We start from the raw sequence: 26,179 nt of genomic DNA, 5'->3' as shown, positions 1-26,179 counted from the left end.
AGGGGATTTGTCATGACCTCCGACCCCGGGTACGCGGCGCCGCCGCTGGCTGGGCGACGGGAGTGGTGGGGACTGGCCGTGCTCGCATTGCCGACCCTGCTGCTCGCGATCGACCTCGGCGTGCTCTACCTGGCGCTGCCCAGCCTCAGCGCCGACCTCGACCCGAGCAGCAACCAGACGCTCTGGATCATGGACATCTACGCGTTCATGATGGCCGGCTTCCTGGTGACCATGGGCACCCTCGGCGACCGGATCGGCAGGCGCAAGCTGATGCTGATCGGCGCGGTGGCCTTCGGCATCGCCTCGGTGCTGGCCGCCTACGCGGACTCGGCCACCATGCTGATCATCGCCCGCGCCCTGCTGGGCGTGGCGGGCGCGACCCTCGCCCCGGCGACGCTGGCGCTGATCAGCACGATGTTCGCCGATGAGCGCCAGCGCGGCATGGCCATCGGCGTCTGGATGAGCTGCTTCATGGCGGGCACCGCGCTCGGCCCGATCGTCGGCGGCGCGCTGCTGCAGGGCTTCTGGTGGGGCTCGGTGTTCCTCATCGGCGTGCCGGTGATGGTCGTGCTGCTGATCGCGGGCCCGATCCTGCTGCCGGAGTACCGCGACGAGAGCGCGGGCAGGCTCGACCCGCTGAGCGTGGTCCTGTCGCTGGGCACGATCCTGCCGGTCATCTACGGCATCAAGGAGATCGCGCACTACGGCCTCACCTCGACGGCGTCGGTCGCGATCGTGGTCGGCGTGGCGCTGGGCATCGTGTTCGTCCGGCGGCAGAAGACGCTGGAGAGCCCGCTGATCGACGTCGAGCTGTTCCGCGGCGCGAAGTTCTCCGGCGCGCTGGGCATCATGGTGCTCGGCCCGGTCGTCATGGGCGGCGTCGGCCTGTTCTCCAACCAGTTCCTCCAGCTGGTGGAGGGCCTGGAGCCGCTGCACGCGGGCCTGTGGCTGCTGCCGTCGGCCTTCTCCACCGTCGCGGGCGTGATGCTGGCGCCGACGCTGGCCGCGAAGCTGCCGCCGTCGAAGATCGTCGCCTACGGCGCGCTGGTGCTGGCCGTCGGCGCGATCCTGCTGACCCAGGTCAGCGCGGTCGGCGGCCTGCCGGTGCTGGTCGTCGGCGTCTGCCTGGTGTTCTTCGGGTTCGGCCCGATGGCGGCGCTGGGCACCGAGATGGTCATCTCCTCCGCGCCGGAGGAGCGGGCCGGATCGGCGGCGTCGATGTCGGAGACCAGCAGCGAGCTGGGTGTCGCGCTCGGCGTGGCGATCCTCGGCTCGATCGGCACCGCGGTGTACCGGGGCCAGATCACCGAGACCCTGCCGCCGGGGCTGCCCGAGGGGCAGGCCGCGGCGGCCTCGGACACCATCGTCGGCGCGGACGCCGCGGCCGAGGCGGTCGGCGGCGGCACGGGCGAGGCGCTCATCACCGCGGCCCGCGAGGCCTTCACCTCCGGGCTGAACACCGTCGGCGCCATCACCATCGGCATCGGCGTCGTCCTGGCGGCCGTGGCCGCCCTGGTGCTGCGCGACCGCGGCACGGACACGCCGCCCGCCGAGGAGCAGGCTCCCGACGAGATCAAGCCGGTGGAGATCAAGCCGGTCGGCTGAGCACCGCCACACAGCGCGAATCCCCCGCCTCCACGAGTGGAGACGGGGGATTCGCGCGTCCGGGGCTCAGCCGCCGCTGGTCACCAGGTTGGTGCTGGTGCTGCTGAGCACGCGCCACTTGAGGCCGTCGAAGGTGTAGGTCAGGGTGGTGAAGAAGCGCTCCTCGTACTCCCACTCCGGGAACACCAGCTTGGAGTTGGTCAGCAGGACCGCGGTGCGGCAGTCGGCCTTCTTGTACAGGTGCGGGAACGACTCGGTGAAGTTCAGCTCGAACAGCTGGCCGAACAGGGCGGAGATCTCGGTCTTGCCGTACTGGATCTTGCCGTCGGGGTCCACCTTGACCGCGTCGTCCCGATAGAACTCCATTAAAGCCGCCAGGTCGCGGTTCGCGAACGCGGTGTTGTAGTCGGTGACCGCGCGGTCGAACGCGCGCTGGCACAGCTGCTGGAGGACGCCGCTGCTGGTCGCGGCCTGCTGCGGGGTGGGCGCGCTCGCGGCGCTGGGCGCGACGAACAGGGTGGCCACGAGCGCGGCGGTGGTCGCGAAGATCGCGGAGCGGCGTTTGGTCGACTTCTTCACGGGTTGTCTCCCTTGTGCGTGCGGAGTTTCCCGGGGCACGGGTGTGCCGGGGAAAGGCGAAGGCCCGACGCCGTGGTGGCGCCGGGCCTCCGGGATCGTGTGCAGGGGCTCGGTTGTGCGGTGCTGCGGGTGGTGCCTCGGGACAGGTGGTGACAGTCAGGCTGAGCGGGGCAGGCTCAGCGGGACAGACTGAGCCGGTCAGAGTGAGCCGGTCAGGCTGAGCCGGTCGGGCTGAGCCGGTCAGGCGACCTTGGCGGTGGGCTCCGGGTCGTCGGCGATCGCGATCGGCTCGCTGACCGTTGCCGTCGCCGTCGTCGTGGGGACCGCGGCGACCTTGCGCTTGCCCCGGTTCAGCCACCAGTAGGCGACACCCAGGTTGATGATCCAGTTGAACCAGAACCCGGAGATCTGCGAGATCGCGGGCAGGTGCTCGGTCAGCGACGGGATGTAGGCCAGGCCGTACCAGGTGGTGTAGAAGAACAGGCGGCCGGTCAGGATGCTGGTCACCATGGCGAAGCTGTAGACCATGAGCTTGCGGTGGTCGCCATAGCGGCCCTCGCGCGCGGCGCTCCAGCCCATCAGGGTGGTGAACAGCGCGATCACGGCCCAGATCGAGGAGCCCAGCGCGCCGAACCCGTCGAGGTAGCCGAACGGGGTGATGGCCAGCGACAGGATCGCGGTGGGCACCATGCCCGCCCACACGTACAGGCGGCCGCTGACGCGGTGCACGGCGGGCTTGCGGTCGCGCAGCTTCGGCCAGACCTGCAGCACGGCGGTGACGATCGCGACGGTGCCGGTGAAGATGTGCGCCAGCATCAGCGCGTAGTGCGGTCCGAAGCCGGGGTTTACCGGGATCAGGGACTGCATCGGGTCGAGGGTGAGGTACTTGGGCAGGGACAGGTAGAGGAAGGTCAGCACCAGCAGGCCGAGGGGGATGATCCAGGGGCGCCGCCACCACGACTTGGCCGGGGCGGACGCCGTCAGGTCCGGGGTTCCGACCCGCTTCCCTTTCGTCGTCACGGTGGTTCCTCCTTGGTGGAAAAGGCAGTTCGGGCGAACGCGTCTTCAGGGGACAGTAGCGAGCGCCTTCGTGCGGGCGTTCTCCCAGCGTGCGCGATCCTCACACCACTGCAGCATTGACACAGGCGCTCACGTCCGCGTTGCCCGATTTCCCTCACCAAGGGTAACGAGTTCCTGTCCCGGTCGAGGTTGTGCACGCTCGGAGAAGGGAAACGCGCGCGGCTGGCCCATCCTGCAAGTAGCCGTGATCTCTAGGAGGAGCGCCCAAATGTACGACTACGTGATCGTCGGCGCGGGTTCAGCGGGCTGCGCGCTCGCCGCGCGCCTGAGCGAGGACCCCGACACCAAGGTCTGCCTCGTGGAGGCGGGCCCGGCCGACACCTCGCCGAACATCCACGTCCCCGCGCTGTTCTCCAAGCTCCTGCGGTCCGGACTGGACTGGGACTACGACACCCACGACGAGCCCGGCCTCAACGGGCGCAGGCTGTTCCTGCCCCGCGGCCGGGTGCTGGGCGGGACCAGCTCCATCAACACCCAGATCTACATCCGCGGCAACCGCCTGGACTACGACTCGTGGGACCAGCCGGGCTGGGGCTTCGACGAGCTGCTGCCCTACTTCAAGCGCTCCGAGGACAACGAGTGGGGCGAGTCGGAGTACCACGGCGCGGGCGGGCCGATGAAGGTCTCCGACAACCGCTCGCGCAACGCGATGTCGACGGCGTTCGTGGAGGCGGCCGTCGAGGCAGGCTTCGCGGCCAACGACGACTTCAACGGTGAGTCCCAGGACGGGTTCGGCTACTTCCAGCTGACCCAGAAGGACGGCCGCCGCGTCAGCGCCTCGACGGCGTTCCTGCACCCCAACATGGGGCGGCCGAACCTGACGGTGCTGACCAACGTCCAGGTGCACCGCATCGTCATCGAGAACGGCTTCGCCGTCGGCGTCACCGGCGAGCGCTTCGGCGAGGAGCTGACCGTCCGCGCCGACCGCGAGGTCATCCTGTCCGCGGGCGCCTACGGCTCGCCGCACCTGCTGCAGCTCTCGGGCATCGGACCGGCGCAGGGCATCGCGCCGCTGGGCATCCAGGTCGTCGCCGACCTGCCCGGCGTCGGCCAGAACCTGCAAGACCACGTGCTGATCCCGCTGGTGTTCCCGCACGAGCACCCGATCAGCATGATCGGCTTCGGGCAGCCCGAGCACCTGGAGCAGTTCGGCGCCGGGCACGGCCCGCTGACCTGCAACGGCCCCGAGGTCGGCGGCTTCCACCGCACCGACGCCGGCCTGCCCGCGCCGAACGTGGAGTACCTGTCCGCGCCGGTGGCCTTCGTCGACAACGGCCTGGGCGTCCCGGTCGGGCACGCCATCACCTTCGGCCCGTCGATGCTGACCCCGCGCAGCCGCGGCGCGCTGTCGCTGGCCTCCGACGACCCGACGGTGAAGCCGCGCATCCAGCACAACTTCTTCACCGAGCAGGCCGACATGGACGACGCGGTGAAGGCGGTGCGCACCGCGCTGGAGATCTCGCGGCAGAAGGCGCTCTCGCCGTACTGCTCGACGCTCTACCGCGGCCCGGCCAGCGAGTCCGACGCCGACATCGCCGGCTACATCCGCGCGTACACGCACTCGATCTTCCACCCGGTGGGCACCTGCGCCATCGGCTCCGTGGTCGACCCCGAGCTGCGGGTGCAGGGCGTCGGCGGCCTGCGCGTGGCCGACGCCTCGGTCATGCCGCTGATCCCGCGCGGCAACACCAACGCCCCCTCCATCGCCATCGGCGAGAAGGCGGCCGACCTGATCCGCAAGGGCACCACCGCCTGAGGTACAGCCGCATGTGAACCGCTGCCGCGCGCAGCGGCACGCCAGACGCCCGCGCCGTCCAGCCCGCAGAGGGATGGGCGGCGCGGGTTCTCGCGCCCGGTCCGTCCACTGCGGATCTCCCAGGCCGGTTGGTGGGCACCGTGGGAGTGGTCAGCCCGTCCGCGCTGCGGCCACCCTGACCACGCGACGGTCGCACGGCCGTCCCGGTGAGCAGGGGAGGAACCGTGAGCGCGAGCGGGTCCGTTGTGCTGGTGGACGTCTACGGTCCGACGATGCGGCTCATGCGCGCGTTCGCCGACGCGGGCCGCCGGGTCGTGCGGGTGCAGAGCACCCCGGAGGTGCCGCCGAGCTACCGTCCCGGCTTCGATCCGGACGCCTTCGCCATCAACATCGTCCATACCGGCGACTTCGCCGCCCTGGTCGCGGCGGTGGCCGAGTACGAACCGGCCGCGGTGCTGACCGCGGGCGAACTGGGCGTCGAGCTGGCCGACGCGCTCGCCGAAGCGCTGGGCCTGCCCGGCAACGGCACCGCGCTCAGCGAGGCCCGGCGCAACAAGTTCGGCCAGAACGAGGCACTGCGGGCCGCCGGTGTGCCCGCCGCCCGCCAGCTGCTGGTCTCCTCGGCCGAGGAGCTGGAGCTGTGGCACGAGGAGCTGGGCGGGCGGGTCGTGGTGAAGCCGGTGCGCAGCATGGGCAACGACGGTGTGTCCTTCTGCGACACCCCACAGGACTCCGTGGACGCCTACAAGGCCCTGCACGGGCACCCCAACACCTTCGACATCATCAACGAGGGCGTGGTCGCCCAGGAGTACCTGGTGGGCGTCGAGTACGCCGTGGACACCGCCAGCTGCCGCGGCCACCACCGGATCACCGACGTCTGGCAGTACACCAAGATCAACGTCAACGGCGTGGTCGACCGGATGGCGGGCCACTTCACCGTCGGGCCGGACAACCCCGTCTGGTCGGTGCTCGGCGACTACGCCCGGCGGGTGCTCGACGCCCTCGGGGTCGGCTACGGCCCGGCCCACCTGGAGGTCATCGTCACCGACGACGGGCCGCGCCTGGTCGAGGGCGGCTTCCGCATCGCGGGCGCCAGCGTGCCGCTCTACGCCGAGCTGGCGGCGGGCGAATCGCAGATCACCTGGACCCTGGACGCCTACCTCGACCCCGACCGCTTCGTCGCCGAGCACGAGCGCCCGTACCGGCTGGTCAACCACGTCGCCCAGGCGTTCCCCACCTCCCCGGTCTCCGGTGTGCTGCGCTCCTACCCCGGGCTGGAGGCCGTGCGGCGGCTGGAGAGCTTCCACAGCGTGATCGAGCACGTCTCGCCGGGCGAGCGGCTCAGCCGCACGGTGTGCAACAGCACCGAGCCGCTGATCATCGCGCTGGCCCACCCCCGGCCCGAGGTGGTCGCCAGCGACCTCGCCTCGGTCAACTACCTCGACGGACCGGGCTTCTACGACGTCGAGGAGGACACCCCGTGACCCGCCACATCGTGGTCGTGCACCGCTGGCGCGCGCCCTACGCCGAGTACGAGCGCTACGTCGACCACGGGCGGACGAGCGTCACCTACGTGACCACCGAGGTGGGCCGCGACGGCGTGCCCGCCTCGGCCGCGGGCGTCGAGCTGGTCGCCGCGACCGACGACCTGCCCGCCGTGCGCGCCGCCGTCCTGCGGCTGGCCGCCCGGCACGGCGCGCCCGACGGCATCGTCGCGCTGAAGGAGGACGACCTGCTGGTCGGCGCCGAGCTGCGCCGCGAGTGGGGCTGTCCCGGCCCGACCGTGGCCGAGACCGTCCCGTTCCGGGACAAGCTGGCCATGTGCACGGCGGTGGCCGAGGCCGGGGTCGCCGTGCCCGCCTTCGCCCCCGCGCCGGACCGCGCCGCGGTCCTGGCCTTCGCCGCGGCACACGGCTGGCCGGTCGTCGTCAAGCCGAAGGCCAGCAGCTCCAGCGCCGGGGTGGTCGTCGCGCACGGACCCGCGGACGTGCGGGCCGCGGACGTGACCCCGGACTGCATGGTCCAGAAGTTCCAGCCGGGGACGATCTACCAGGTCGACGGCGTGTTCGACGGCTCGCGGGTGGTGACCGCGCGGGCCTCGCGCTACCTGCAGACCTGCCTGGAGTTCCGGCAGGGGTCGGTGCTCGGGCTGGTGCAGGAGGACGACCCGCGCGCCCAGGAGCTGCTGTACTCGCTCACCGAGCGGGCGATGCGGGCGCTGGCGGGCAAGCCGACCGTGTTCCACCTGGAAGCCTTCCTCGACGGCGACGCGTGCGCCTTCCTGGAGGTCGGGGCCCGCACCAGCGGCGGGGAGATCCCGTTCCTGTGGCGCGAGGTGCACGGCTACGACCTGATGGCGGCCGGGTGGGCCGTCGCGCTGGGCGAGGAGCCGCCCGAGCCGCCCGCCGACCTCGGCGACTACACCGGCGAGCTGCTGGCCCCCGCCCCGGCACGGCGCCCGTGCCGGGTGCTGTCGGTGACCTCGATGCTGGGCACGGTGCCCTGCCTCTACGCCGAGGACCTCGTCCAGCCGGGCGAGGTGCTGCCCGACGCCGACGCCTACTACGAGCACGTCGGCGGCCGTTTCCGCTTCCGGGGGACGAGTTCGGCCGAGATCGCCGCCGCCGTCGACGCGGTGGCCGCGGCGTACCGGGTCACCGCCGAGCCGCTGTCCAGCGCGGCATGAGCGCCCCGGCGAAGCCCCGCCCCGGCCTGCTCGCCAACCGGGACTTCACCCGGTTCTGGTTCGGCGAGACCGTGTCGCTGTTCGGGGTCCGCATCACCGCGCTCGCCCTGCCGCTGACCGCCGTCCTCGCCCTGGACGCCAACCCCGGCCACCTGGGCGTGCTGTGGTTCCTGACCTACCTGCCGTACCTGTTCGCGATGCCGTTCGGCGTGCTGGTCGACCGGCTCGCCAAACGGCCGCTGATGATCGCGGCCAACCTGCTGCGCGGGGTGCTCATCGGTCTGGTGCCGGTGCTGGCCGCGCTGGACATGCTGTCGATGGGCGTGCTGTACGCGATCACGCTGGGCATCGCGTTCGGCACCGTGCTCTTCGAGGTCTGCTGGCAGTCCTACGTCCCGGTCCTGGTGTCCAAGGAGGACCTGGTCGCCGCCAACGGCAGGGTGACGGCGAGCTGGTCGGCGGCGGAGTCGGCCGGGCCGGGCCTCGGCGGGCTGCTGGTGCAGGCGCTGACGGCGCCGTTCGCCCTGGTGGCCAACGCGTTCTCCTACCTGGTCTCGGTGTGGACGCTCTGGCGCATCAAGGTTCCCGAGCCGCGTCCCGCGCCGTCCGGGCGCAGGGTCGGGTGGGAGATGCGCGACGGGTTCGCCTTCGTCGTCAGGCAGCCGCTGCTCAGGGCCATCGTCATGAGCGGGGCGGTGTACAACTTCTTCTACGTCTTCCTGGAAGCGCTGTTCGTCATCTACGCCGTCGAGGTCCTGGGCTTCAGCGCGGGCCTGATCGGCCTGGTGCTGTCCATCGGCGCCATCGGCGGCATCCTGGGCGCCTCGCTGGCCGCCCGGTTCGTCCGGAGGTTCCCCTTTGGACGGGTGTACATCGTGGCCGACCTGATCGGGGTGTGCGGTCCACTGCTCATCCCGCTCGTCACCGGGCCGACGGTGCTCGCGGTGATCGGCGTGACGACCGGTTTCCTGGTGATGCGGGCGGGGTCGGCGGTGGCGAACACGGCATCCATCAGCCTGCGGCAGGCCGTCACGCCGCCGGACATGCTCGGCAGGATGAACGCGGGGATGCGGACCCTCATGTGGAGCCCGCAGACCCTCGGCGCGCTCGCGGGCGGCTACCTCGGCACCGTGGTCGGCATCCGCGCCGGGCTGTTCGTCGCCGGGGTGGGGTGTTTGCTCTCCGCGCTTCCCCTGCTACTGTCGCGTATCCCCGCACTGCGGGAGCTGCCGTCCGTCCCCGTTGTCCGGGAAACGCGCGAATCAGTGCCCACCTAGGACGGTTTCACCCTCCACAAGTGACACATGCCCTGTCACCGGCTTGCCATGGGGCGGCACACTCCTCGAAGGCCATCGCTCGGCGAGGAGAAGACCAGTGGAACCACCACGTGCTGTGCGCTTGCACACCAACGAGAACCCGCACGGTCCCAGCCCCACGGTGGCCGCCGCCATCGCCGCCGAGGCGGCCAGGGTGCACCGCTATCCCGACGGGGACGCCCACGAGCTGGTCGAGGCCATCGCGGTGCACCACGGCGTGGACACCGACCAGATCAGCGTCGGCAACGGCGTCGACGAGGTCATCCTGCTGCTGACGATGGCCCTGCGCGCGCCCGGCGTCACCGCCGTCGTCACCGACGGGACCTTCCGCAGCTACCACGAGAGCCTGGCGGCCCTCAGCGACGACGCGGACCTGCTGCCCCTGGACGGCTACCAGGTCCCCGTCGCCGCCATCGCCGACCGGCTGCGCCGGGGCTCCTGCTACGCCTTCGTGTGCAACCCGCACAACCCGGCCGGGACGACACTGTCCCGTTCGGACGTCGCGGACCTGGTCGCGGCCGCCGAGGAAGGCGGGTCGACGGTGGTCCTGGACGAGGCGTACGCCGAGTACGCCGGTCCCGGCTTCGCCACCGCGCTGCCGCACGTGCAGCGGGGCGGGCCGGTGTGCGTGCTGCGCACCTTCGCCAAGGCCTACGGGCTGGCCGGGCTGCGGGTCGGCTACCTCGTCGGGCAGCCCGAGCTGGTCGCCAGGGTCAACGCCCTGCACCGGCCGCTGCCGTACCACGTCAACCGGATGGCGCAGGCCGCCGCCATCGCCGCCCTCGCCGACCAGGACCACCTGTGGCGCACCACCGAGGAGACCACGGCGACCCGCGACTGGTTCGCCGCCGAGCTGGCCGCGGCGGGGATGCCCGCGGTGGCCTCGTCGGCCAACTTCGTCCTGGTGCCCGTGCCCGACCCCGCCGCCGCGCGGGCGGCGCTGCAGCTGCGGGGGTTCCTCGTCCGCGACACCACCGGCATGGGCCTGCCGCACCACCTGCGCGTCGCGATCGGCACGCGCGAGGAGATGACGGCCCTGCTGGCCGCGCTGACCGGCGCGGTGAGCCGGACCGTGGCCGCCTGATCCGCACATCCCACCCACCACACGACAGGGGTCCCCCATGCTCTCCGCAACGCTGTACAACGCCTACACCGCCTCCTCGGCCATCTGCGCCGGAGTCCAAACCGGGCTGCTGGAGGCGGTGCGCAAGGACAGGAAGGTCGACGTCTGCGCCTTCTCCATCGCCAACGGCCTGGACGACTACGTCATGCACGCGGTGTGCGAGGCGATGGCGGGCCACCGCATCCTCGACATCGTGCAGACCGACCAGCTCGTGGTCGCCGAGGGGCCCGAGTTCGACGACATCTACCGCAACAAGGGCTACTTCCTGTGGCTGGTCCGCGGGTACGGGGACATGCTCAGCCGGGTCGGGGAGCTGGCGGACATCGACGCCGCGTTCGAGGCGGCGAACACCCGGTGCGGGCGGTCCATCGCGCAGTCCGGCCGGGACTACGGCGCGCAGTTCGTCGACCCGATCGTCACCGAGACGATCGCCGGGATGTCCTTCTCGGTGATGGCCGACCTGGGCTGCGGCAGCGCGAACCGGGTGATCCACCTGGCTCGGCTGCACCCGACGAAGCGGTTCGTGGGGGTGGAGATGAACGCCGGGGCGGTGGAGGTTGCCCGGGCGGCGGTGGCGGAGTCGGGGATGTCGGACCGGGTGGAGATCGTGCACGACGACGTGCGGCGGCTGCGGGAGCGGGAGGTGTACCAGGAGGTGGACACGGTTCTGTCGTTCTTCCTGGGGCACGACTTCTGGCCTCGGGAGGACTGCTTGGCGACTCTCTCCCAGATTCGTGACCGGCTTCCGAACGCTGGGCACTTCTTGCTGGCCGACACCTACCACTCTGCGACTGTCACCGGGGAGGCTCCGATCTTTACCAGCGGGTTCGAGCTTACGCACGCGGTGATGCGGCAGAAGGTTCCGACGGTGGCCCAGTGGGAGGACCTGTTCCTGGAGTCGCCGTGGAAGCTGGAGAGGCGGATTCCGCTGGACATCGCTTACAGCGAGATCTTCCACTTGACGCCTGAGTGCTAGTCCCTCGCCCGCTCACCCGGTGGTGACGCTGGGTGGGCGGGTGTCCGATGGGGTGGAGTCGTTTCGGCGGGTCCCCGAGGAAGAATCGCCGCGGCGTGAGACCACGCGTGAGGCCGGCAAGCCGGTCTCACACACGCCAGTTCAGCGGCGATTCTCCTCCCCCGCCGAGACGACTCCACCCCATCGGACTGCTGGCAGAGCGCTGGGGGCGCGGGCCGCTGTGTGCGTTGGAGTTCGGGGTGTGCGCCTGGGCCTTCTTGGCTCAGGCGGCGGCTGCGGCCGTCCAGCTGGTGTCGGCCATGGCCACGTCGACGGTGGCTATGCCGATGGCCTGGACCGCGGGGTCGTAGTCCAGGACGGCTACTCGGCCGGGGCGGGCTGACCAGGCCGGCAGGAGAGCGGCGAAGGCCGACCAGACGCCTACCGTGGTCAGGTCGCGGTGGGCGGAGACCGTGGGGAGGCCGTTGTGGGCGTCCCACAGGCGGGCCAGGGTGGGGCCGACCACGACGCAGCGGGGGCGGGCTGAGTGGACGGCTCGGCTGACCGCCACCGACACCATCGATGCCGGGACATCCGGCAGCAGGCGGACGTCGACGGGGCCGATCGAGCCTGTGTAGTCCAGTTTCAGGGTGGCGATCGTGTCTTGGCCGCCGTGGGTTTCGGCCGTCGAGATCGTCACCGGTCTGGGGGCTCGGCGGCGCTGGGCGGCGCGCAGGGCGGTGAAGGTCGCCAGGGCGCCGCCGGGGCCCGTCGTGCGGCCCGGGGTGGCCGGGTGGTGCCTGACCTCGACTAGGGCCAGTCTGAGCAGGGAGGACATCCTGTCGACTCCATCGTTCGTGTTCGTGCGTCAGCGGCGGGTGCCGACGTAGAGTCCCCGCCCCAGGGGGCCGCCGGTGACGTACTCGGCGTCGATGCCCGCCTGGTCGAACGCGGTCAGGTACTGCTCGCGGGTGAACAGGGCCAGCAGGCCGACCTCGGTGAAGTGCCGGAGGCCGCGCTCGGCGTCGGCGACGGCCATGTGCACGGTGATCTTGGTGGCGTCGCCGACGCGCTCGGAGTGCGAGACGCGCGCGATGGTGCGGCCGTCGCGCTCCACGACGCCGCCTGCGACGTAGCCGTCGATGAACTCCTCCGGTGACCACCACGGCTCCACGACCATCACGCCGCCGGGGACGAGGTGCTCGCCGATGCGCTTGGCCGTCGACTGCAGGCCCTCGACGTCGCCGCTGTGGCCGATCGAGCTGAACATGCAGGTGACGGCGTCGAACGTGCGGCCGAGGTCGAAGTCGCGCATGTCGCCCTGGTGCAGGCTCAGGTGCGGGAAGCGGTCGCGGCCGACGGCCACCATGCTCTCCGACAGCTCGACGCCCGCGACGTGCTCGACCAGCTGGCCGAAGCGGTTGAGGTGTTCGCCGGTGCCGCAGGCGACGTCGAGCAGCGAGGCGGTGTCGGCCTTGCGGCCGCGGATGAGGCTGACCATCTCCTCGGCCTCGGCGTCGTAGTCCTTGCCCTTGCCCTCGTAGTAGGACACGTAGATCTCGGAGAATTCGTCACCATACATGCGCCGATCATCACACCCGGGCGGCCCGCCGGGCTTATCCGCCGGTGCGCAGTCGGGGCAGAGCCAGCATGGGAGGAGTGGCTGCGCGCGAAGCGGCCTGTAGACGATGGGGGGCGACCCGGGGACAGGGCCACGACGAGAGGCGGCACGGCGTGAAGCGCGACATCGGTGACTTGGCGTTGTTCGGCGGACGGCCGAGCTTTCTGCGCCCGCTGCACGTCAACACCCCGAACAACTTCGACCGCGACCGCCTCTACGAGCGCCTCGACTGGGCGCTGGACAACCGCTGGCTGTCCAACGCGGGCCCCCTGGTCCTGGAGTTCGAGGAGCGCGTCGCCGAGCTGGCCGGGACCAAGCACTGCATCGCCACCTGCAACGCCACGGTCGCGCTGCACCTGCTCGTGCGCGCGGCCGGGCTCACCGGCGAGGTCCTGATGCCGTCGCTGACCTTCTCGGCGACCGCGCACTCGGTGCGCTGGCTGGGCCTGGAGCCGGTGTTCTGCGACATCGACCCGGAGACCGGCTGCGTCGACCCGGCCGAGGTCGAGGCCAAGATCACCGAGCGGACGTCGGCCATCTTCGCCGTGCACCTGTGGGGCCAGGTCGCCGCCGTCGAGGAGCTGACCGCCATCGGCGAGCGCCACGGCATCCCGGTGTACTTCGACGCCGCGCACGCCATCGGCTGCACGCTCGAGGGCAAGCCGGTCGGCGGCTTCGGCGCCGCCGAGGTGTTCAGCTTCCACGCGACCAAGATGGTCAGCGCCTTCGAGGGCGGCGCCATCACCACCGACGACGACGAGCTGGCCGCCGTCCTGCGCGGGCTCAAGAACTTCGGCAAGGGCCTGCCAGAGGGCCACGAGATGGGCGGCACCAACGGCAAGATGAGCGAGGCCAGCGCCGCGATGGGCCTGACCTCGCTGGAGTCCTACGAGCGGTCGCTGTCGCACAACAAGCACAACTACGCCGCCTACGAGTCCGAACTGGACAGCATCCCCGGGGTGCGGCTGTTCACCGGGACCACCCCGGAGACCAACAACCAGCAGTACGCGGTGGTCGAGGTGGACGAGGAGGTCACCGGCATCGGCCGCGACCTGCTGATGCAGGTGCTGCGCGCGGAGAACGTGATGGTGATCCCGCCCATCGGCGCGCCCGCCTGCCACGAGATCGAGCCCTACCGGCGCACCCCGGTGCCGCTGCCGCACACCGAGCGGCTCACCGCCAGGGTCATGGCCCTGCCGACCGGCTCGACCGTCGGTCGCGAGCAGGTCCGCCGGGTCTGCGACATCATCCGGTGCGCGGTCGCCAACGGCCCCGCCGTGCGGGCGGGCCAGCACCGCTCCGCGGCCTGACACCCCAGCACCTCCACCCCCAAACACCCACCACCCACCATGGGGAAACCCGGGAGGCGGAACAGTGACTGACCTGACGGACGAAGCCATTCGCGGCTGCGCGCTGCCCGGCGCCGACCTGGCCGCCGCCGCCGAGGCCACCCGCAGGGTGGTCGGCGCCGACCCGGCCGCGGCGCTGTCCGGCGAGGACGCCGACGCCCTCGTGCGGCTGGCCGCCCACTACGGCGCCCACCCCTTCACCCCCCTGGAGGACGTCCGCGCCCTCCTCGACGTCGACCGCGAGCGCTTCGCCGGGCTGCTCGACACCTTCGGCAGGGTCCCCCAGCTGCGCGACGCCGTCCTGGCGGGCCCCGGCGGCAAGTACTGGTCCAACACCGTGCTGTCCATGGAGCGCAAGGGCGTCATCGACAACGTCCTGCACCGCGAGGTCGTCTACCCGCACATCGTGGCGCTCTACCCCGGGCCGACGTGCATGTTCCGCTGCCACTTCTGCGTGCGGGTCACCGGCGCGCGGTACGCGGCCTCGGAGCTGGACAACGGCAACGCCATGTTCTCGGCGCTGATCGATGAGATGCCCACCGAGAACCCGTACGTCATGTACATCTCCGGTGGTCTGGAGCCGCTGACCAACCCCGGTCTGGGGACGCTGGTCAGCCGAGCCGCGAACCGCGGGTTCAAGCTGACGCTGTACAGCAACTCCTTCGCACTGACCGAGCAGACGCTCAAGCGCCAGCCCGGCCTGTGGGACCTCGACGCCATCCGCACCTCGGTCTACGGGCTCACCGACGACGAGTACGAGGCCACGACCGGCAAGCGCGGGTTCGAGCGGGTCAAGGCGAACCTGCTGCGGTTCCAGAAGGAGCGGGCCGCGCGCAAGTCGCCGATCCGGCTGGGGATGAGCTACATCGTCCTGCCCGGCCGGGCGCGGCGGCTGCTGGACCTGCTCGACTACATCGTGGAGCTGGACGCCGCCGCGCCGGACCGGCCGATCGAATTCCTCAACCTGCGCGAGGACTACAGCGGGCGTCCCGACGGCAAGCTGGACCCCGGCGAGCGCGAGGAGCTGCGCGAGACGCTGGAGCTGTTCCACGAGCAGGCCGCGCTGAAGGCGCCCTATCTGCAGGTGGACTACGGCTACGCGTTGCAGGGCCTGCGCGGCGGTGTGGACACCGAGCTGATCCGCATCCGCCCCGACCAGATGCGCCCCGAGGCCCACATCCAGGCGGGCGTGCAGATCGACCTGCTGGGCGATGTCTACCTGTACCGGGAGTCCGGCTTCCCCGGCCTCAAGGGCGCCAAGCGCTACATCGCCGGGAAGGTGAGCCCGGAGAAGCGCCTGATCGACGTGGTCCGCGAGCACGTCGACACCCGCGCGGGCGTCTCCGCCGTCGACGGCGACGAGTACTTCCTCGACGGCTTCGACCAGGTGCTCACCGCCAGGATGAACCAGGTGGAGGCCGATGTGGCCGCCGGGTGGGAGAAGTGGCGCGGCCTCATGCGCTGACGCCGGACAGCACGACGGCCCAGGGCCGGGACGGAGAATCCGTCCCGGCCCTGAGGCGTTCACGGGGTGGTGCGGAGCGCTTCACGTGCGGCGCATGACGAACTAGCAGCCTGGGAGATGAAGCTGTCCTGTGCGGGCGTGCAAAGTTCATATGCATTCCCATGAAAGGGGCAGGGTCCATGACCATCGCGTCCACGGTCGTCCCGCCACTACCCGCGCACTCGCTGATGCTGTTCCTCGGCGCGATCGTCGTCCTGCTCGGACTGGCCCGCCTTCTGGGCGCCCTGGCCACCCGGATCGGCCTGCCCGCGATCGTCGGCGAGCTGGCCACCGGTGTCCTCCTCGGACCGTCGCTGCTGGGCCACGTCCTGCCCGGCTTCGCCGACTCGTTCCTGCCGGGACCGGCCGAGCAGATGCACCTGGTGGATGGACTCGGCCAGTTCGCCGTGCTGCTGCTTGTCGGCGTGACCGGCACGCACCTGGACCTGGGCGCGATGCGCAAGCGCGCCAAGCAGGCCACCCTGGTCAGCCTCTTCGGACTCGTCATCCCGCTGGCCCTCGGCGTCGGCCTCGGTCTGCTGCTGCCCGCCGCCCTGATGGGCGAGACCGGCGGACGCGCGGTGTTCGCGCTGTTCATCGGCGTGGCGATGTGCGTCACGGCCATCCCGGTGATCGCCAAGACGCTGTCGGACATGCGGTTGCTGCACCGCGACATCGGCCAGCTCACCCTGGGCGCGGGGATGATCGATGACGCCGTCGGCTGGCTGCTGCTGTCCATCGTGGCCGCCGCGGCGACGACCGGCATCACCGCGGGCGTGGTCACCCTGTCGATCGTGTACCTGGCGGGTTTCGTGCTCTTGGCGGTGACCGTCGGCCGGGTGCTGGTACGCGCGCTGATGGAGCGCGCGGCCAGGTTCGAGGACTCCGGCCCGACCGTGGCCGCTGCCGTGCTGCTGGTCGTCGGCGGCGGCGCGCTCACCCACCTGCTGGGCCTGGAGCCGATCTTCGGCGCGTTCGTGGTGGGCCTGCTGATCTCCCAGGTGCCCGCCGCGCAGCCGAAGCTGGCCCCGCTGCGCACGGTGGTCCTGGCCGTCCTCGCCCCGCTGTTCCTGGCCACGGCGGGCCTGCGGATGGACCTGACCGCGCTCGCCGACCCGACCGTGGCGATCGCCGCGGTGGTGCTGCTGGCGGTCGCGATCATCGGCAAGTTCTCCGGCGCCTACCTCGGCGCACGGCTCGGCGGGCTGACCAAGTGGGAGGGTCTGGCGCTGGGCGCGGGCATGAACTCCCGCGGCGTGGTGGAGGTCATCATCGCGATGACCGGTCTGCGCCTGGGAGTCCTCAACACCGCGACGTACACGATGGTGGTGCTCGTCGCGATCGTCACCTCGGTCATGACCCCGCCGCTGCTGCGCTACGCGATGAAGCGGGTCGTGCAGACCGAGGAGGAGAACATCCGGTTCCTGAAGCACGAGACCTGGCTCGGCAGGGAACCCATCCGCACCGGTTAGGCCGCCCAGTGGATCGCGGCCCGGTGCGGACACGGCCGTCCAGTCGTCCCGGCGACTGGGCGGCCGTTCCGCGATCGCGGGCATGGCCGGAGATGCACCGGGCCACCGCGGGCGGACACGATGGAGGGGAAGCGTTCCGTCCGGCAGGGGGGCAATCCCGATGAACCGTGAGGCCGTCGTGGTCAGGACGAGCACGTCCGCGCTCGCCCGCTGGCCGGAGCCGCCGCGACCGCCGGTGCCCGACGCGGTGCTCGCCGTCGTGCGGGCCATCCACGAGCGCTACGGCGAGGGCATCACCGCCGCGCAGCTCGCCGCCGAGGTGTACGTCAGCCAGTTCCACTTCTCCCGCGTCTTCACGATGGCCGTCGGCGTCTCACCGGGACGGTTCATCCGGGCCGTGCGGCTGGTGGCGGCCAAGCGGCTGCTGCTCAGCTCGACGCTGAGCATCGCCGACATCGTGTGCGAGGTGGGCTACAGCAGCGTCGGGTCGTTCACCAGCCGCTTCACCGCGACGGTCGGGATGACGCCGACGAGCTACCGGGCCCTGGACGTCGCCGATCGGCTGGTGGCGGTCGCGCCTGGCTTCTACCGGATACCGGACGGGGTCGGGGTGCTCTCGCCCGCGGCCGAGGACCTGGGGCGGCTGACGCTGCGGGCCGGGTTCCCGGGGGCGGGCGACGCCGACGTGTTCGTGGGGCTGTTCGACGAGCCGGTGCCGCACGGGGAAGCCGTCGCCTCGACGGTGGTGCGCGGGGCGCGCAGCGGTGACCCGATCAGCCTGGAGGTCCCGGCCGGGAACTGGTGGGTGACGGTGGCGGCGCGGGCGCGGGGCGCGTTCCTGGCCAGTCGGTCCACTGTGGAAGTCCGGCCGGACGCGCACTCGTTCCTGACGCTGCTGCTGCGCGAGCCGGAGGTCACCGACGTGCCCTTCGCGGCGACGGTGCGGACGCGGCCGGCGAGCGTGGTGTCGCTGCGGCGGACGGCGTGAGGGCGCGCTACCGCGCGGTCTTGCCGTAGCGGGCGAGGACTGCGGCGCGCAGGTCCTCGTCGGCGCGGGGCACCGGCTCGATGAACACCTCGGCGACATCCGGGTGCGCTGTCCGCAGGTCGGCGGCGATGCGCACGCAGGCGCGCTCCAGGGCGGCGACCCCTATCTCGTCGTCGAAGTCGACGCGGGCGCAGACCAGCACGCGGTCGGCGCCGATGAGCATGGTCTGCAGGTCGACCACCGCGTCGACCTCGGGTGCGGCGGCCAGCTCGGCGTGCACGGCGCGGACCAGCTCCGGCGAGGCCTGGCGGCCGATCAGCAGGCCGGCGTTGGCGCGGCCGAGCAGGAACGCGACGCAGGCCAGCAGCACGCCGATCGCCACCGAGGCGACGCCGTCCCAGACCGACGAGCCGGTGAGCTGGTGCAGGCCGACCCCGGCGAAGGCCAGCAGCAGGCCGATGAGCGCGGCGGTGTCCTCGTAGAGCACGGTCTTGGACGTCGGGTCGTCGCCGTGGCGCAGGTGCTCGGCGAGCGTGCGCCCCTCGGCGGCGGCCTCGCGGCGCACCTGCCGGGACGCCTGCGCCCATGACACCGACTCCAGCGCGAACGCGATCGCGAGCACGATGTAGGCCACGTGCGGGGAACTCTGCTCCTCGGCCTCGCCGAAGACGGTGGAGAACCCCTCGTACATCGCGAAAACGGCACCGGAGACGAAAAAGGACACCGCGGCCAGCAGCGACCAGAAGTAGCGCGCCTTGCCGTACCCGAACGGGTGACGTCGGTCGGCCGGTCTGCGGGACGTGCGCAGCGCCGTGAGCAGCAGCAGCTCGGTGAAGGTGTCGGCCACCGAGTGCCCGGCCTCGGCCAGCATCGCCGCCGACCCGGTCACCAGCCCCGCGATCAGCTTCAGCACGCCGATCGCCAGGTTGACCGCGCCCGCCAGGACGACCGTCAGGGTGCTCCCGCCCTCGCTCACCCGCCGATCGTAGGTCCGCGCGAAGATGGCCGCATGCGCATCGCGGTGCTCTCCGACGTCCACGGTGTCCTGCCCGCTCTGCAGGCCGTGCTCGCCGAGCCGGACGTCCTCGCCGCCGACCTGGTGGTGCTCACCGGCGACGTCGTGGCCGGCCCGCAGCCGGCGCGCGTGCTGGACCGCCTGGCCGGGCTCGGCGAGCGGGCCGCCTGGCTCAGCGGCAACGCCGACCGCGAGGTGGTCGAGCTGCGGCGCGGCCTGCGCGCGGACATCCCGGACCCGATCGCCCGGTGGTCGGCGGGTGAGCTGCGGCCCGAGCAGGTGGACTTCCTGGCGGGCCTGCCCGCGACCGTGCGCGTCGGCGACGTGCTGTTCTGCCACGGCACCCCGCGCGCCGACGACGAGGTCGTCCTGGTGGACTCCCCGCTGCGGCGCTGGGCCGAGGCGTTCGCCGGGCTGGACGAGTCGGTGCGCACGGTCGTCTGCGGCAACACGCACATGCCGTTCCTGCGCCTGGCACACGGCAGGCTCGTGGTCAACCCGGGCAGCGTCGGCATGCCCTACGGCAGGCCCGGCGCGCACTGGGCGCTCCTAGACGGAGACAACGCCCAGCTGCGGCGAACCCGCTACGACACCGAGGCCGCCATCGCCGCGCTGGTCTCGGAGTGCGCCTACCCGGACATCGCCGCGTGGGCCGAGTACCACCTGCGGGCCGCGGCCACCGACGCGCAGGCGCTGGCCGCCTTCAGCCGCTCGGCCGGAAGCCGCTGAACCGGCTCGTCAGCACGCCCAGGCCGCCGGTGCGGCCGGGCAGGGCGCGTTCGACCTCGCGCACGCGCTCGGTGGGCAGCAGGGCGCGCACCTCGGCCGCGTCGCCGCGCACCACCGGCGGGTCCGGCAGGCCGCCCGCCCGGACCAGCAGGTCGAGTGCGGCGCTGAGCGCGTCCTCCGGCACGTCCAGGTCGACGCGGTCCCACGGCAGGCAGACGACCGTCCCGGCCTGGCGCAGGGCCCGGTCCAGGACGAGCGGGGCCAGGCCGCGGTAGTCGGCGGGGACGCTGAGCGGGTTCTGGCCGCTGTGGGTGAGGGTGAGGACGCAGTCCACGATCCGGCGGGCGGCCAGGTCGGCGCGCACGGCCTCCTCGATCGCGGCCAGGAACGACAGGGGCAGCGAGCCGCGCTCGACGCCGAGGCGGTAGTCCACGCCCGAGTCCTCCGGTCCCGGCTCGACGCGCAGGCCGACGGTGGCCCAGTGGAACACCGGGTCGGTGTCGCCGATGCGCTGCACGGACTCGCCCGTGCCGCTCACCCGCCGGACCGTCACCACCCTGGCCGGGGAGAACACGGCGAGCACGCCGTGCTCCTCGGCCAGGCGGGCGGCCAGCACCTCGCGCTGGACCTCGCCGTAGAGGGACACGACCAGCTCGCCGGGCCGCCCGCCGTTGCGCACGGCGATGAGCGGGTCCTCGTCGGCCAGCGCGGACAGTGCGGTGAACAGGCGGGCGGGGTCGGCGGCGGTCACCGCGGTCTCCAGGCCGGGCGGGCGGAAGCGCGGGCGCGCACGGCCTGAGTCCGCGCCGAGCCGGTCGCCGACGCGCAGGCCGGGGCCGGTGATCCTGGCGATGCCGCCCGCGCGGACCCGGCCCGGCCTGCCCGCGGCGTCGAGCACCGCGGTCACCCGGCCGGAACCGGCGCCGCCGCGTCCTGTGTAGACGATCGTGTCGCGCGGTCCGACCGATCCCGAGCGCAGCCGCACCACAGCGCGCCGCCCGGCGCCCCCGCGCTCGACGGCGAAGACGGTGCCATCGAGGGGACCATCAAGGGGGCCGTCGAGGGGGCCATCAAGGGAGCCGCCCACCGGGCCGACCGACGGCAGCAACTCGACCAGGGCCGCCCGCAGCGCGTCGATCCCCGCCCCGGTGATGGCCGAGCCGAACAGCACCGGGTGCACCCGGCCCGCGCGCGAGAGCCTGCCCAGCTCGGCCCGCACCAGCGCCGGGTCCAGATCTTCCACATAGGACCTCAGCACGGCGTCGCTGTGGTCGGCCAGCGCCTCGGCGACCTCCTCGGGCCGCACGGGCTCGACGCCCGCGCGCGGGGTGCCCGCCGCGACCAGGCGGTGCAGCGCGATCGCGGCCGGGGTCAGGAGGCGGCGGATGTCGGCGACCGGGTCGCGCGCGCCGCGCCGGTCGATCTTGTTGACGAACAGCAGCGTCGGCACGTCGAGTTCGCGCAGCACCCGCATGAGGGCCCGGGTGTGGGCCTGCACGCCCTCCACCGCGGAGAGCACGAGCACCGCGCCGTCGAGCACGCCCAGCGCCCGCTCCACCTCGGCGACGAAGTCGGTGTGGCCGGGGGTGTCGATGAGGTGGACCTGGCGGTCGGCGGTGGTGAACGAGGCGACCGCCGAGCGGATGGTGATGCCGCGGCGGCGCTCCAGGTCCATGCCGTCGGTGGTGGTGCTGCCCTCGTCGACCGAGCCGAGGCTGGCGATGGCCCCGGCGTCGAAGAGCAGGCGTTCGGTCAGGCTGGTCTTACCGGCGTCGACGTGGGCGACGATCCCGAGGTTGAGCACGCGCAAGTGAGAAGTCCTCGAATGCGGTCGGACAACGGAGGTCGGGGCCTGTCGTCCTGACGCGCATCCGTCTCTCCTCCGCACTCGCCGAACCGCGACCGTAGCGCCGGTCGGGGGAAAGGGCACCCGAATTACGCGCCACCGCCAATCGGGTGACCGCGCGCGGAGCGGGACCGGTCCCGGCCCAGGTGTGGAACGCTCCCATGTCAACGGAGGTCGACAGAGACGTGTCCCCGAAGATGACCGGCGGCGCCGCACGACGCGACCACCCCGCCTGGGTGGCGCCGATGGTGCTCGGCGAGGTGCTGATGGCGCTGCACGCCGACGCGCTGGACACCCCGGCGGGGCTGGCGTGGTTCGTCCTCGGCGCGGTCCTCGTCGTGGTCGGCGGGATGCGCGTGTTTCCCGGCGTGATCACGAAGGTGCTGGCGTGGATGAACGCCCACCGCGGCAGGCTCACGGCCGCGACCGCCGCCGCGGTCGTGGCCGCGCTCGCGGTGTGGATCGCCGCGCCGCCCGCCGTCGCCTACGGGCTGGTCCTGTGGTTTGGCTGCGAGCACCCGACCGAGCTGCGCGTCCTCACCGCGCCGGACGACGTCGACACCTACCAGGACGTCGCCGACGCCTTCGTGCGCGACACCGCGGGCGCGGGCGGCTGCCCGACGGTCCACGTGCACGTCTACGGCGTCGAGCCCGCCACCGCCCTCGACGCGATCGGCGTCGGCTGGCAGGACGAGCAGCTCGAACGCCACGGCGGTCGCCCGGACGTGCTCATCACCGGCTCCCGCGTCGAGGTCGACGCCCTGAGCGCCGACCTCGACGGCGCTCCGGGCTCCTACCCCGTCGTCGGGGACACCCGGACCGTCGCCTGGTCGCCGCTGGTGCTGGGCGTGCCGATCGCGCTGGCGGACCAGCTGCACGAGGACCGCAGGATCATGGCGACCTGGCACGACCTGCTGCGCGAGGTGCGGGCGCTGGGCATCGGCGTCGCCCGGCCGTACCCGACCGGCTCCGGGGTCGGCCTGCTCGCCGCCGACGCGCTGCTCAGCACCGCACCGAGCGGCGGCCTCGTCAGCATGGACCAGGCGCGCGGCATCCTGAGCTGGACGAGCACGTCGACCAAGGCCGCCGGCCTGCCGCTGGACAGCGCCGTCGCCATGCTCGCCGCCCACCGGGCGTCGCCGGAGGCGGCGACGGCGGTGATCGTGCCCGAGCAGGCGCTCGCCCGGTCCAATCTGCTGGCCAGCACGGCCGACGGGGTGCGCAGGCCGTGCATCGGCGCCTCCGCGGCGCCCAACTGCCTGCTTGCCTTCTACCCCAACGACACCTACCGCGTGTGGCACTCGGCCACCCCGCTGCGCTGGTCGCCCGGCTCACGCGCCCACGGCGCGGCCCTGGCGTTCACCGGGTGGCTGGGCGGCGAGGCGGGACAGGCGGCGCTGTGGGAGACCGGGCTGCGCACGAACGGCCAGACCGGTTCCGACCTGCTGAACCAGCGCAACGGCATGTTCGCGGGTCCACGCACGGCCACCATGCGGGACGAGCCGGACACCAAGCGGCGCGCGGCGGTCGTGGCCCGCCAGCTGCCCGGCCGGGTGCTGATCGCGCTGGACGCCTCCGCCTCGATGCGGGACATGGCCACGCCGCGGAGCACGCGGATGGACGTCGCGACGGAAGGCGTCCGCGGCGCCATCGATCGGCTCGGCGAGAACGACACCGTCGGGCTGTGGACGTTCTCCGGGCGCGGCGTGGCCGAGGTCGTCCCGTTCTCACCCCGCGACGGCGCCCGGCGGCTGGTGGGCGAGCGGCTGCGCGAGGTGCCGACCGGGGGCGGCACGCCGCTGTACCGGGCGGTGCGCGAGGGGGTGGACGCGGTGGACGTGAGCGACGGGGCCCGCGTCGGCGCGCTCGTCGTGCTCACCGACGGCGAGGACACCTTCGGCGACAAGGCGGCCGACATGCTGGCCGCCACCCGCGATCGCGGCGTGCGCGTGTTCGTCCTGGCGATCGGCGAGACAACGTGCGGCGACCGGGTGATCGCCGACCTGACCGAGCAGACCCACGGCGGGTGCGCCACCGCGAGCCCGGCGTCGGTCGACAACGCGATCACAGCCCTGTTCCAGCAGCTCTGGGGGTAACGATGCGCAAGCCGCTTCTCTTCGGCGCGACGGGGTTCGCGCTCGGCGCGGCGATCGCCGTCCTGGCGACGCAGGTGGTGTGGCCCGCCGTGACGGCTCCGGACGGGCGGGAGCCGGGCGCGCTGGTGCTGATGACGGGGACCGACGAGAGCATCGGCCAGCAGCGACTTGCCCTGATCGACCAGTGGAACGCGATGCACCCGGAGAACCCGGTCACGGTCAAGCAGCTGCCCGCCACCGCCGACGCCGCGCGCAGCCAGATGGTCGCGCAGGCCCAGTCCGGCGAGGAGCAGGTCGACGTCTACAACCTCGACGTCGTCTTGACGCCCGAGTTCGCCGACGCCGGGTTCATCACGCCGCTGGAGGACGTCGACACCACCGGTTTCCTCGCCAAGCCGCTGAGCACCTGCCGCTACCGGGACCAGCTCTGGGCGCTGCCGTTCAACACCGACGCCGGACTGCTCTTCTACCGCACCGACCTCGTCCAGCAACAGCCGAGGACGTGGCGGCAGCTGCGCAACGCGATCCGCGACGGCAAACCCGCGGACATGCCCATCGGCCTGGCCACCCAGCTGGGCGACTACGAGGGCGGCGCGGTGACCATCACCGAGGCGGTGCAGGCCGACGGCGGCAAGCTGGTGGACGACGGCGAGGTCGTCATCGACTCGCCCGCGGCGCAGGACGCCCTGACCGAGCTGGCCGAGGACGTGCGCGACGCCGACATCAACCTGGCGGCGTCGCTGGAGGCCAACGAGAGAAGCAGCACGCAGGCGTTCGGCAACGGTGAGGCGATGTTCCTGCGCAACTGGCCGATCGCCTATCGGGAGCTGACGGGGAAGAACATCCCGTTCGGGGTGATGGAGCTGCCGGGACCCAGCGTGCTGGGCGGCCAGAACCTGGCGATCGCCGCGCGCTCGGCGAACAAGGGCGCCGCCCGCGAGCTGATCGAGTTCCTGACGAGCCCGCGCAGCCAGCAGCTGCTGTTCGAGCGCGGCGGGCTGGCCGCCACCCGGGGGATCGTCTACCAGGACCCGACCATCCTGAACGAGTACCCGTACGCGGGCAGCCTGCTGAAGGCTGTGGAGGAGGCCGAGCCGCGCCCGGTCGGCCCGCACTACACGCGCTTCAGCGAGACGTTGCGCGACGTGGTCCGGCAGATGCTGGTGGAGGGCGAGCTGCCGCCGGACTACCTGGAACGGCTCGACCGGGCGTGGAAGGGCCGTTAGCTATTCACATGTCGGACTCTCCGGGTTAGTCTGGATCCCTGCTTCTGGGAGCGCTCCCAACCTCCCTGCACGACACGACGACGTCTCGAAGGGTCTTCAACGGTGAGGAAGCGACGGAAGCTCGCGCTGCTCAGCGCGTTGGCGGCGGTGGCAACCGCCGCCGGTCTGATGGTGGCGGTCAGCCCGACCGCGCAGGCGCACGGCGCCATGATGAAGCCCGGCAGCCGCACCTACCTGTGCTGGCAGGACGGCTTGAGCCCACAGGGCAACATCGTGCCGAGGAACCCGGCCTGCTCGGCCGCGGTCACCTCCGGCGGCACGAACGCGCTCTACAACTGGTTCGGAGTCCTGCGCTCCGACGGCGCGGGCCGCACCAGGGGATTCATCCCCGACGGCAAGCTCTGCAGCGGCAACAACCCGACGTACTCCGGGTTCGACATCGCCCGCAACGACTACCCGGTCACCCACCTGACGGCGGGCGGCAACTTCAGCTGGAACTACAGCAACTGGGCCCACCACCCGGGCACCTTCTCCATGTACGTCACCAAGAGCACCTGGAGCCCGACCCGGGCGCTGTCGTGGAACGACATCGAGGAGACGCCCTTCCTCCAGGTGACCAACCCGCCGCAGCGGGGCTCGGTCGGCACCAACGACGGGCACTACTACTGGAGCGGCAACCTCCCCGCCGGCAAGAGCGGCAGGCACATCATCTACTCGGTGTGGTCGCGCTCGGACAGCACCGAGACCTTCTACAACTGCTCGGACGTCACCTTCGACGGCGGCAACGGCGAGGTCACCGGCATCGGCGGGGGCGGCACCACCCCGCCCACCACTCCCCCGACCACGACGACCACCACGCCCCCGCCTGCGGGCGGGTCGTGCAGCGCGGAGTACAAGGTCAGCAACTCCTGGGGCGGCGGCTTCCAGGGCGAGGTGACCGTGCGCGCCGGGACAGCGGCGGTGAGCGGCTGGACCGTGACGTGGACGCTCGGCAGCGGGCAGACCATCGGCAGCCTGTGGAACGGGCAGCTGACCACGAGCGGGGCGAGCGCGACGGTGCGCAACGTGGCGCACAACGGCTCGATCGCCGCGGGCAGCTCGGCCACCTTCGGCTTCACGGCCAACGGGTCGGCGGGCAGCGCGCCCACCCTGACCTGCTCCAGCCCGTAACGGGACCCGTCCCGTGAGCGGGGACCTGCCCGGCGGCCGACTTCCGCCGGGCAGGTCCATTCG

At 72.1% G+C, this 26,179-nt stretch carries 21 protein-coding genes; 15 read left to right on the top strand and 6 right to left on the bottom strand.

The window, feature by feature from the left end; genetic code table 11:
* Positions 1 to 12: 12 nt before the first annotated feature.
* Positions 13 to 1,605, top strand: coding sequence for an MFS transporter (locus tag ACFPM7_RS18720; protein ID WP_378248929.1), 1,593 nt, complete (start codon positions 13 to 15; stop codon positions 1,603 to 1,605).
* A 66-nt stretch (positions 1,606 to 1,671) separates the two neighbouring features.
* Here the strand turns inward: ACFPM7_RS18720 and ACFPM7_RS18715 are convergent, their stop codons facing one another.
* Together ACFPM7_RS18715 and ACFPM7_RS18710 are read right to left on the bottom strand one after the other, a co-directional pair.
* Positions 1,672 to 2,184, bottom strand: a complete 513-nt coding sequence (locus ACFPM7_RS18715; protein WP_378248928.1) for a nuclear transport factor 2 family protein — start codon at positions 2,182 to 2,184, stop codon at positions 1,672 to 1,674.
* 240 nt (positions 2,185 to 2,424) lie between these two features.
* The gene (locus ACFPM7_RS18710; RefSeq protein ID WP_378248927.1) at positions 2,425 to 3,204 is read right to left on the bottom strand and encodes a DUF2306 domain-containing protein; all 780 of its coding nucleotides are present in this window, start codon (positions 3,202 to 3,204) and stop codon (positions 2,425 to 2,427) included.
* Positions 3,205 to 3,472: 268 nt separating this feature from the next.
* Here ACFPM7_RS18710 and ACFPM7_RS18705 point away from each other — a divergent pair, with 268 nt between their 5' ends.
* The 6 genes from ACFPM7_RS18705 to ACFPM7_RS18680 all read left to right on the top strand — a co-directional run bounded on the left by ACFPM7_RS18705 (position 3,473) and on the right by ACFPM7_RS18680 (position 11,121).
* Positions 3,473 to 5,020 carry a GMC family oxidoreductase gene (locus ACFPM7_RS18705; RefSeq protein WP_378248926.1) on the top strand — a complete coding sequence of 516 codons (1,548 nt, stop codon included), beginning with the start codon at positions 3,473 to 3,475 and terminating at the stop codon, positions 5,018 to 5,020.
* A gap of 224 nt (positions 5,021 to 5,244) precedes the next feature.
* A complete protein-coding gene (locus ACFPM7_RS18700; RefSeq protein ID WP_378248925.1) occupies positions 5,245 to 6,504 on the top strand; it encodes an ATP-grasp domain-containing protein in 1,260 nt (419 codons plus the stop codon).
* Positions 6,501 to 7,706, top strand: coding sequence for an ATP-grasp domain-containing protein (locus tag ACFPM7_RS18695; protein WP_378248924.1), 1,206 nt, complete (start codon positions 6,501 to 6,503; stop codon positions 7,704 to 7,706). The genes ACFPM7_RS18700 and ACFPM7_RS18695 overlap by 4 nt, the downstream gene beginning before the upstream one ends.
* Positions 7,703 to 8,983 (top strand): MFS transporter, encoded by a 1,281-nt coding sequence (locus tag ACFPM7_RS18690; protein ID WP_378248923.1) that lies wholly within the window; start codon positions 7,703 to 7,705, stop codon positions 8,981 to 8,983. Before ACFPM7_RS18695 ends, ACFPM7_RS18690 begins: the two co-directional genes overlap by 4 nt.
* A gap of 97 nt (positions 8,984 to 9,080) precedes the next feature.
* The gene (locus ACFPM7_RS18685; protein ID WP_378248922.1) at positions 9,081 to 10,106 is read left to right on the top strand and encodes a pyridoxal phosphate-dependent aminotransferase; all 1,026 of its coding nucleotides are present in this window, start codon (positions 9,081 to 9,083) and stop codon (positions 10,104 to 10,106) included.
* Positions 10,107 to 10,143: 37 nt separating this feature from the next.
* On the top strand, positions 10,144 to 11,121 hold the full coding sequence (locus ACFPM7_RS18680; protein WP_378248921.1) for a methyltransferase domain-containing protein: 978 nt from the start codon (positions 10,144 to 10,146) through the stop codon (positions 11,119 to 11,121).
* Between the two features lie 262 nt (positions 11,122 to 11,383).
* Here ACFPM7_RS18680 and ACFPM7_RS18675 read toward each other — a convergent pair whose 3' ends face one another.
* Both ACFPM7_RS18675 and ACFPM7_RS18670 read right to left on the bottom strand, forming a co-directional pair.
* On the bottom strand, positions 11,384 to 11,938 hold the full coding sequence (locus tag ACFPM7_RS18675; RefSeq protein WP_378248920.1) for a hypothetical protein: 555 nt from the start codon (positions 11,936 to 11,938) through the stop codon (positions 11,384 to 11,386).
* A gap of 30 nt (positions 11,939 to 11,968) precedes the next feature.
* Positions 11,969 to 12,682, bottom strand: coding sequence for a class I SAM-dependent methyltransferase (locus tag ACFPM7_RS18670; RefSeq protein WP_378248919.1), 714 nt, complete (start codon positions 12,680 to 12,682; stop codon positions 11,969 to 11,971).
* A gap of 152 nt (positions 12,683 to 12,834) precedes the next feature.
* Here ACFPM7_RS18670 and ACFPM7_RS18665 point away from each other — a divergent pair, with 152 nt between their 5' ends.
* The 4 genes from ACFPM7_RS18665 (at position 12,835) to ACFPM7_RS18650 (ending at position 18,034) form a co-directional block, all read left to right on the top strand.
* Positions 12,835 to 14,031, top strand: a complete 1,197-nt coding sequence (locus tag ACFPM7_RS18665; RefSeq protein WP_378248918.1) for an aminotransferase class I/II-fold pyridoxal phosphate-dependent enzyme — start codon at positions 12,835 to 12,837, stop codon at positions 14,029 to 14,031.
* A gap of 64 nt (positions 14,032 to 14,095) precedes the next feature.
* Complete coding sequence (gene desII / locus ACFPM7_RS18660; protein WP_378248917.1) at positions 14,096 to 15,535, top strand: dTDP-4-amino-4,6-dideoxy-D-glucose ammonia-lyase; 1,440 nt, start codon at positions 14,096 to 14,098, stop codon at positions 15,533 to 15,535.
* 179 nt (positions 15,536 to 15,714) lie between these two features.
* The gene (locus tag ACFPM7_RS18655) at positions 15,715 to 17,046 is read left to right on the top strand and encodes a cation:proton antiporter (RefSeq protein ID WP_378248916.1); all 1,332 of its coding nucleotides are present in this window, start codon (positions 15,715 to 15,717) and stop codon (positions 17,044 to 17,046) included.
* 160 nt (positions 17,047 to 17,206) lie between these two features.
* Positions 17,207 to 18,034, top strand: coding sequence for a helix-turn-helix transcriptional regulator (locus ACFPM7_RS18650; protein ID WP_378248915.1), 828 nt, complete (start codon positions 17,207 to 17,209; stop codon positions 18,032 to 18,034).
* Positions 18,035 to 18,041: 7 nt separating this feature from the next.
* Here ACFPM7_RS18650 and ACFPM7_RS18645 read toward each other — a convergent pair whose 3' ends face one another.
* Positions 18,042 to 19,010 carry a cation diffusion facilitator family transporter gene (locus ACFPM7_RS18645; RefSeq protein WP_378248914.1) on the bottom strand — a complete coding sequence of 323 codons (969 nt, stop codon included), beginning with the start codon at positions 19,008 to 19,010 and terminating at the stop codon, positions 18,042 to 18,044.
* Positions 19,011 to 19,043: 33 nt separating this feature from the next.
* Here ACFPM7_RS18645 and ACFPM7_RS18640 point away from each other — a divergent pair, with 33 nt between their 5' ends.
* A complete protein-coding gene (locus ACFPM7_RS18640) occupies positions 19,044 to 19,778 on the top strand; it encodes a metallophosphoesterase family protein (RefSeq protein ID WP_378248913.1) in 735 nt (244 codons plus the stop codon).
* Here ACFPM7_RS18640 and ACFPM7_RS18635 read toward each other — a convergent pair.
* A complete protein-coding gene (locus tag ACFPM7_RS18635) occupies positions 19,753 to 21,588 on the bottom strand; it encodes a GTP-binding protein (RefSeq protein ID WP_417281763.1) in 1,836 nt (611 codons plus the stop codon). The two genes, ACFPM7_RS18640 and ACFPM7_RS18635, sit on opposite strands and share 26 nt — an antisense overlap.
* A 221-nt stretch (positions 21,589 to 21,809) precedes the next feature.
* On the opposite strand from ACFPM7_RS18635, the gene ACFPM7_RS18630 reads away from it, so the two are divergent.
* The 3 genes from ACFPM7_RS18630 (at position 21,810) to ACFPM7_RS18620 (ending at position 26,116) form a co-directional block, all read left to right on the top strand.
* Positions 21,810 to 23,720 carry a vWA domain-containing protein gene (locus ACFPM7_RS18630; protein WP_378248912.1) on the top strand — a complete coding sequence of 637 codons (1,911 nt, stop codon included), beginning with the start codon at positions 21,810 to 21,812 and terminating at the stop codon, positions 23,718 to 23,720.
* Between the two features lie 2 nt (positions 23,721 to 23,722).
* Entirely contained in the window at positions 23,723 to 24,946 is a 1,224-nt protein-coding gene (locus ACFPM7_RS18625; RefSeq protein WP_378248911.1) for an extracellular solute-binding protein, read from the top strand.
* Positions 24,947 to 25,048: 102 nt separating this feature from the next.
* Complete coding sequence (locus tag ACFPM7_RS18620) at positions 25,049 to 26,116, top strand: lytic polysaccharide monooxygenase auxiliary activity family 9 protein (protein WP_378248910.1); 1,068 nt, start codon at positions 25,049 to 25,051, stop codon at positions 26,114 to 26,116.
* Positions 26,117 to 26,179 lie beyond the last annotated feature (63 nt).

This window comes from Actinokineospora guangxiensis (assembly GCF_042657845.1).
GTDB classification, from domain to species: Bacteria; Actinomycetota; Actinomycetes; order Mycobacteriales; family Pseudonocardiaceae; genus Actinokineospora; species Actinokineospora guangxiensis.
The sequence above is the reverse complement of the archived record's forward strand: the minus strand, read 5'-3'. Positions and strand labels throughout refer to the sequence as shown.

Bases quoted from the DNA above. Each gene is read 5' to 3' on its own strand.
- ACFPM7_RS18720 (WP_378248929.1), top strand. From the start codon at position 13: ATGACCTCCGACCCCGGGTACGCGGCGCCGCCGCTGGCTGGGCGACGG.
- ACFPM7_RS18705 (WP_378248926.1), top strand. From the start codon at position 3,473: ATGTACGACTACGTGATCGTCGGCGCGGGTTCAGCGGGCTGCGCGCTC.
- ACFPM7_RS18690 (WP_378248923.1), top strand. From the start codon at position 7,703: ATGAGCGCCCCGGCGAAGCCCCGCCCCGGCCTGCTCGCCAACCGGGAC.
- ACFPM7_RS18680 (WP_378248921.1), top strand. From the start codon at position 10,144: ATGCTCTCCGCAACGCTGTACAACGCCTACACCGCCTCCTCGGCCATC.
- ACFPM7_RS18675 (WP_378248920.1), bottom strand. From the start codon at position 11,938: ATGTCCTCCCTGCTCAGACTGGCCCTAGTCGAGGTCAGGCACCACCCG.
- ACFPM7_RS18670 (WP_378248919.1), bottom strand. From the start codon at position 12,682: ATGTATGGTGACGAATTCTCCGAGATCTACGTGTCCTACTACGAGGGC.
- ACFPM7_RS18655 (WP_378248916.1), top strand. From the start codon at position 15,715: ATGACCATCGCGTCCACGGTCGTCCCGCCACTACCCGCGCACTCGCTG.
- ACFPM7_RS18650 (WP_378248915.1), top strand. From the start codon at position 17,207: ATGAACCGTGAGGCCGTCGTGGTCAGGACGAGCACGTCCGCGCTCGCC.
- ACFPM7_RS18640 (WP_378248913.1), top strand. From the start codon at position 19,044: ATGCGCATCGCGGTGCTCTCCGACGTCCACGGTGTCCTGCCCGCTCTG.
- ACFPM7_RS18625 (WP_378248911.1), top strand. From the start codon at position 23,723: ATGCGCAAGCCGCTTCTCTTCGGCGCGACGGGGTTCGCGCTCGGCGCG.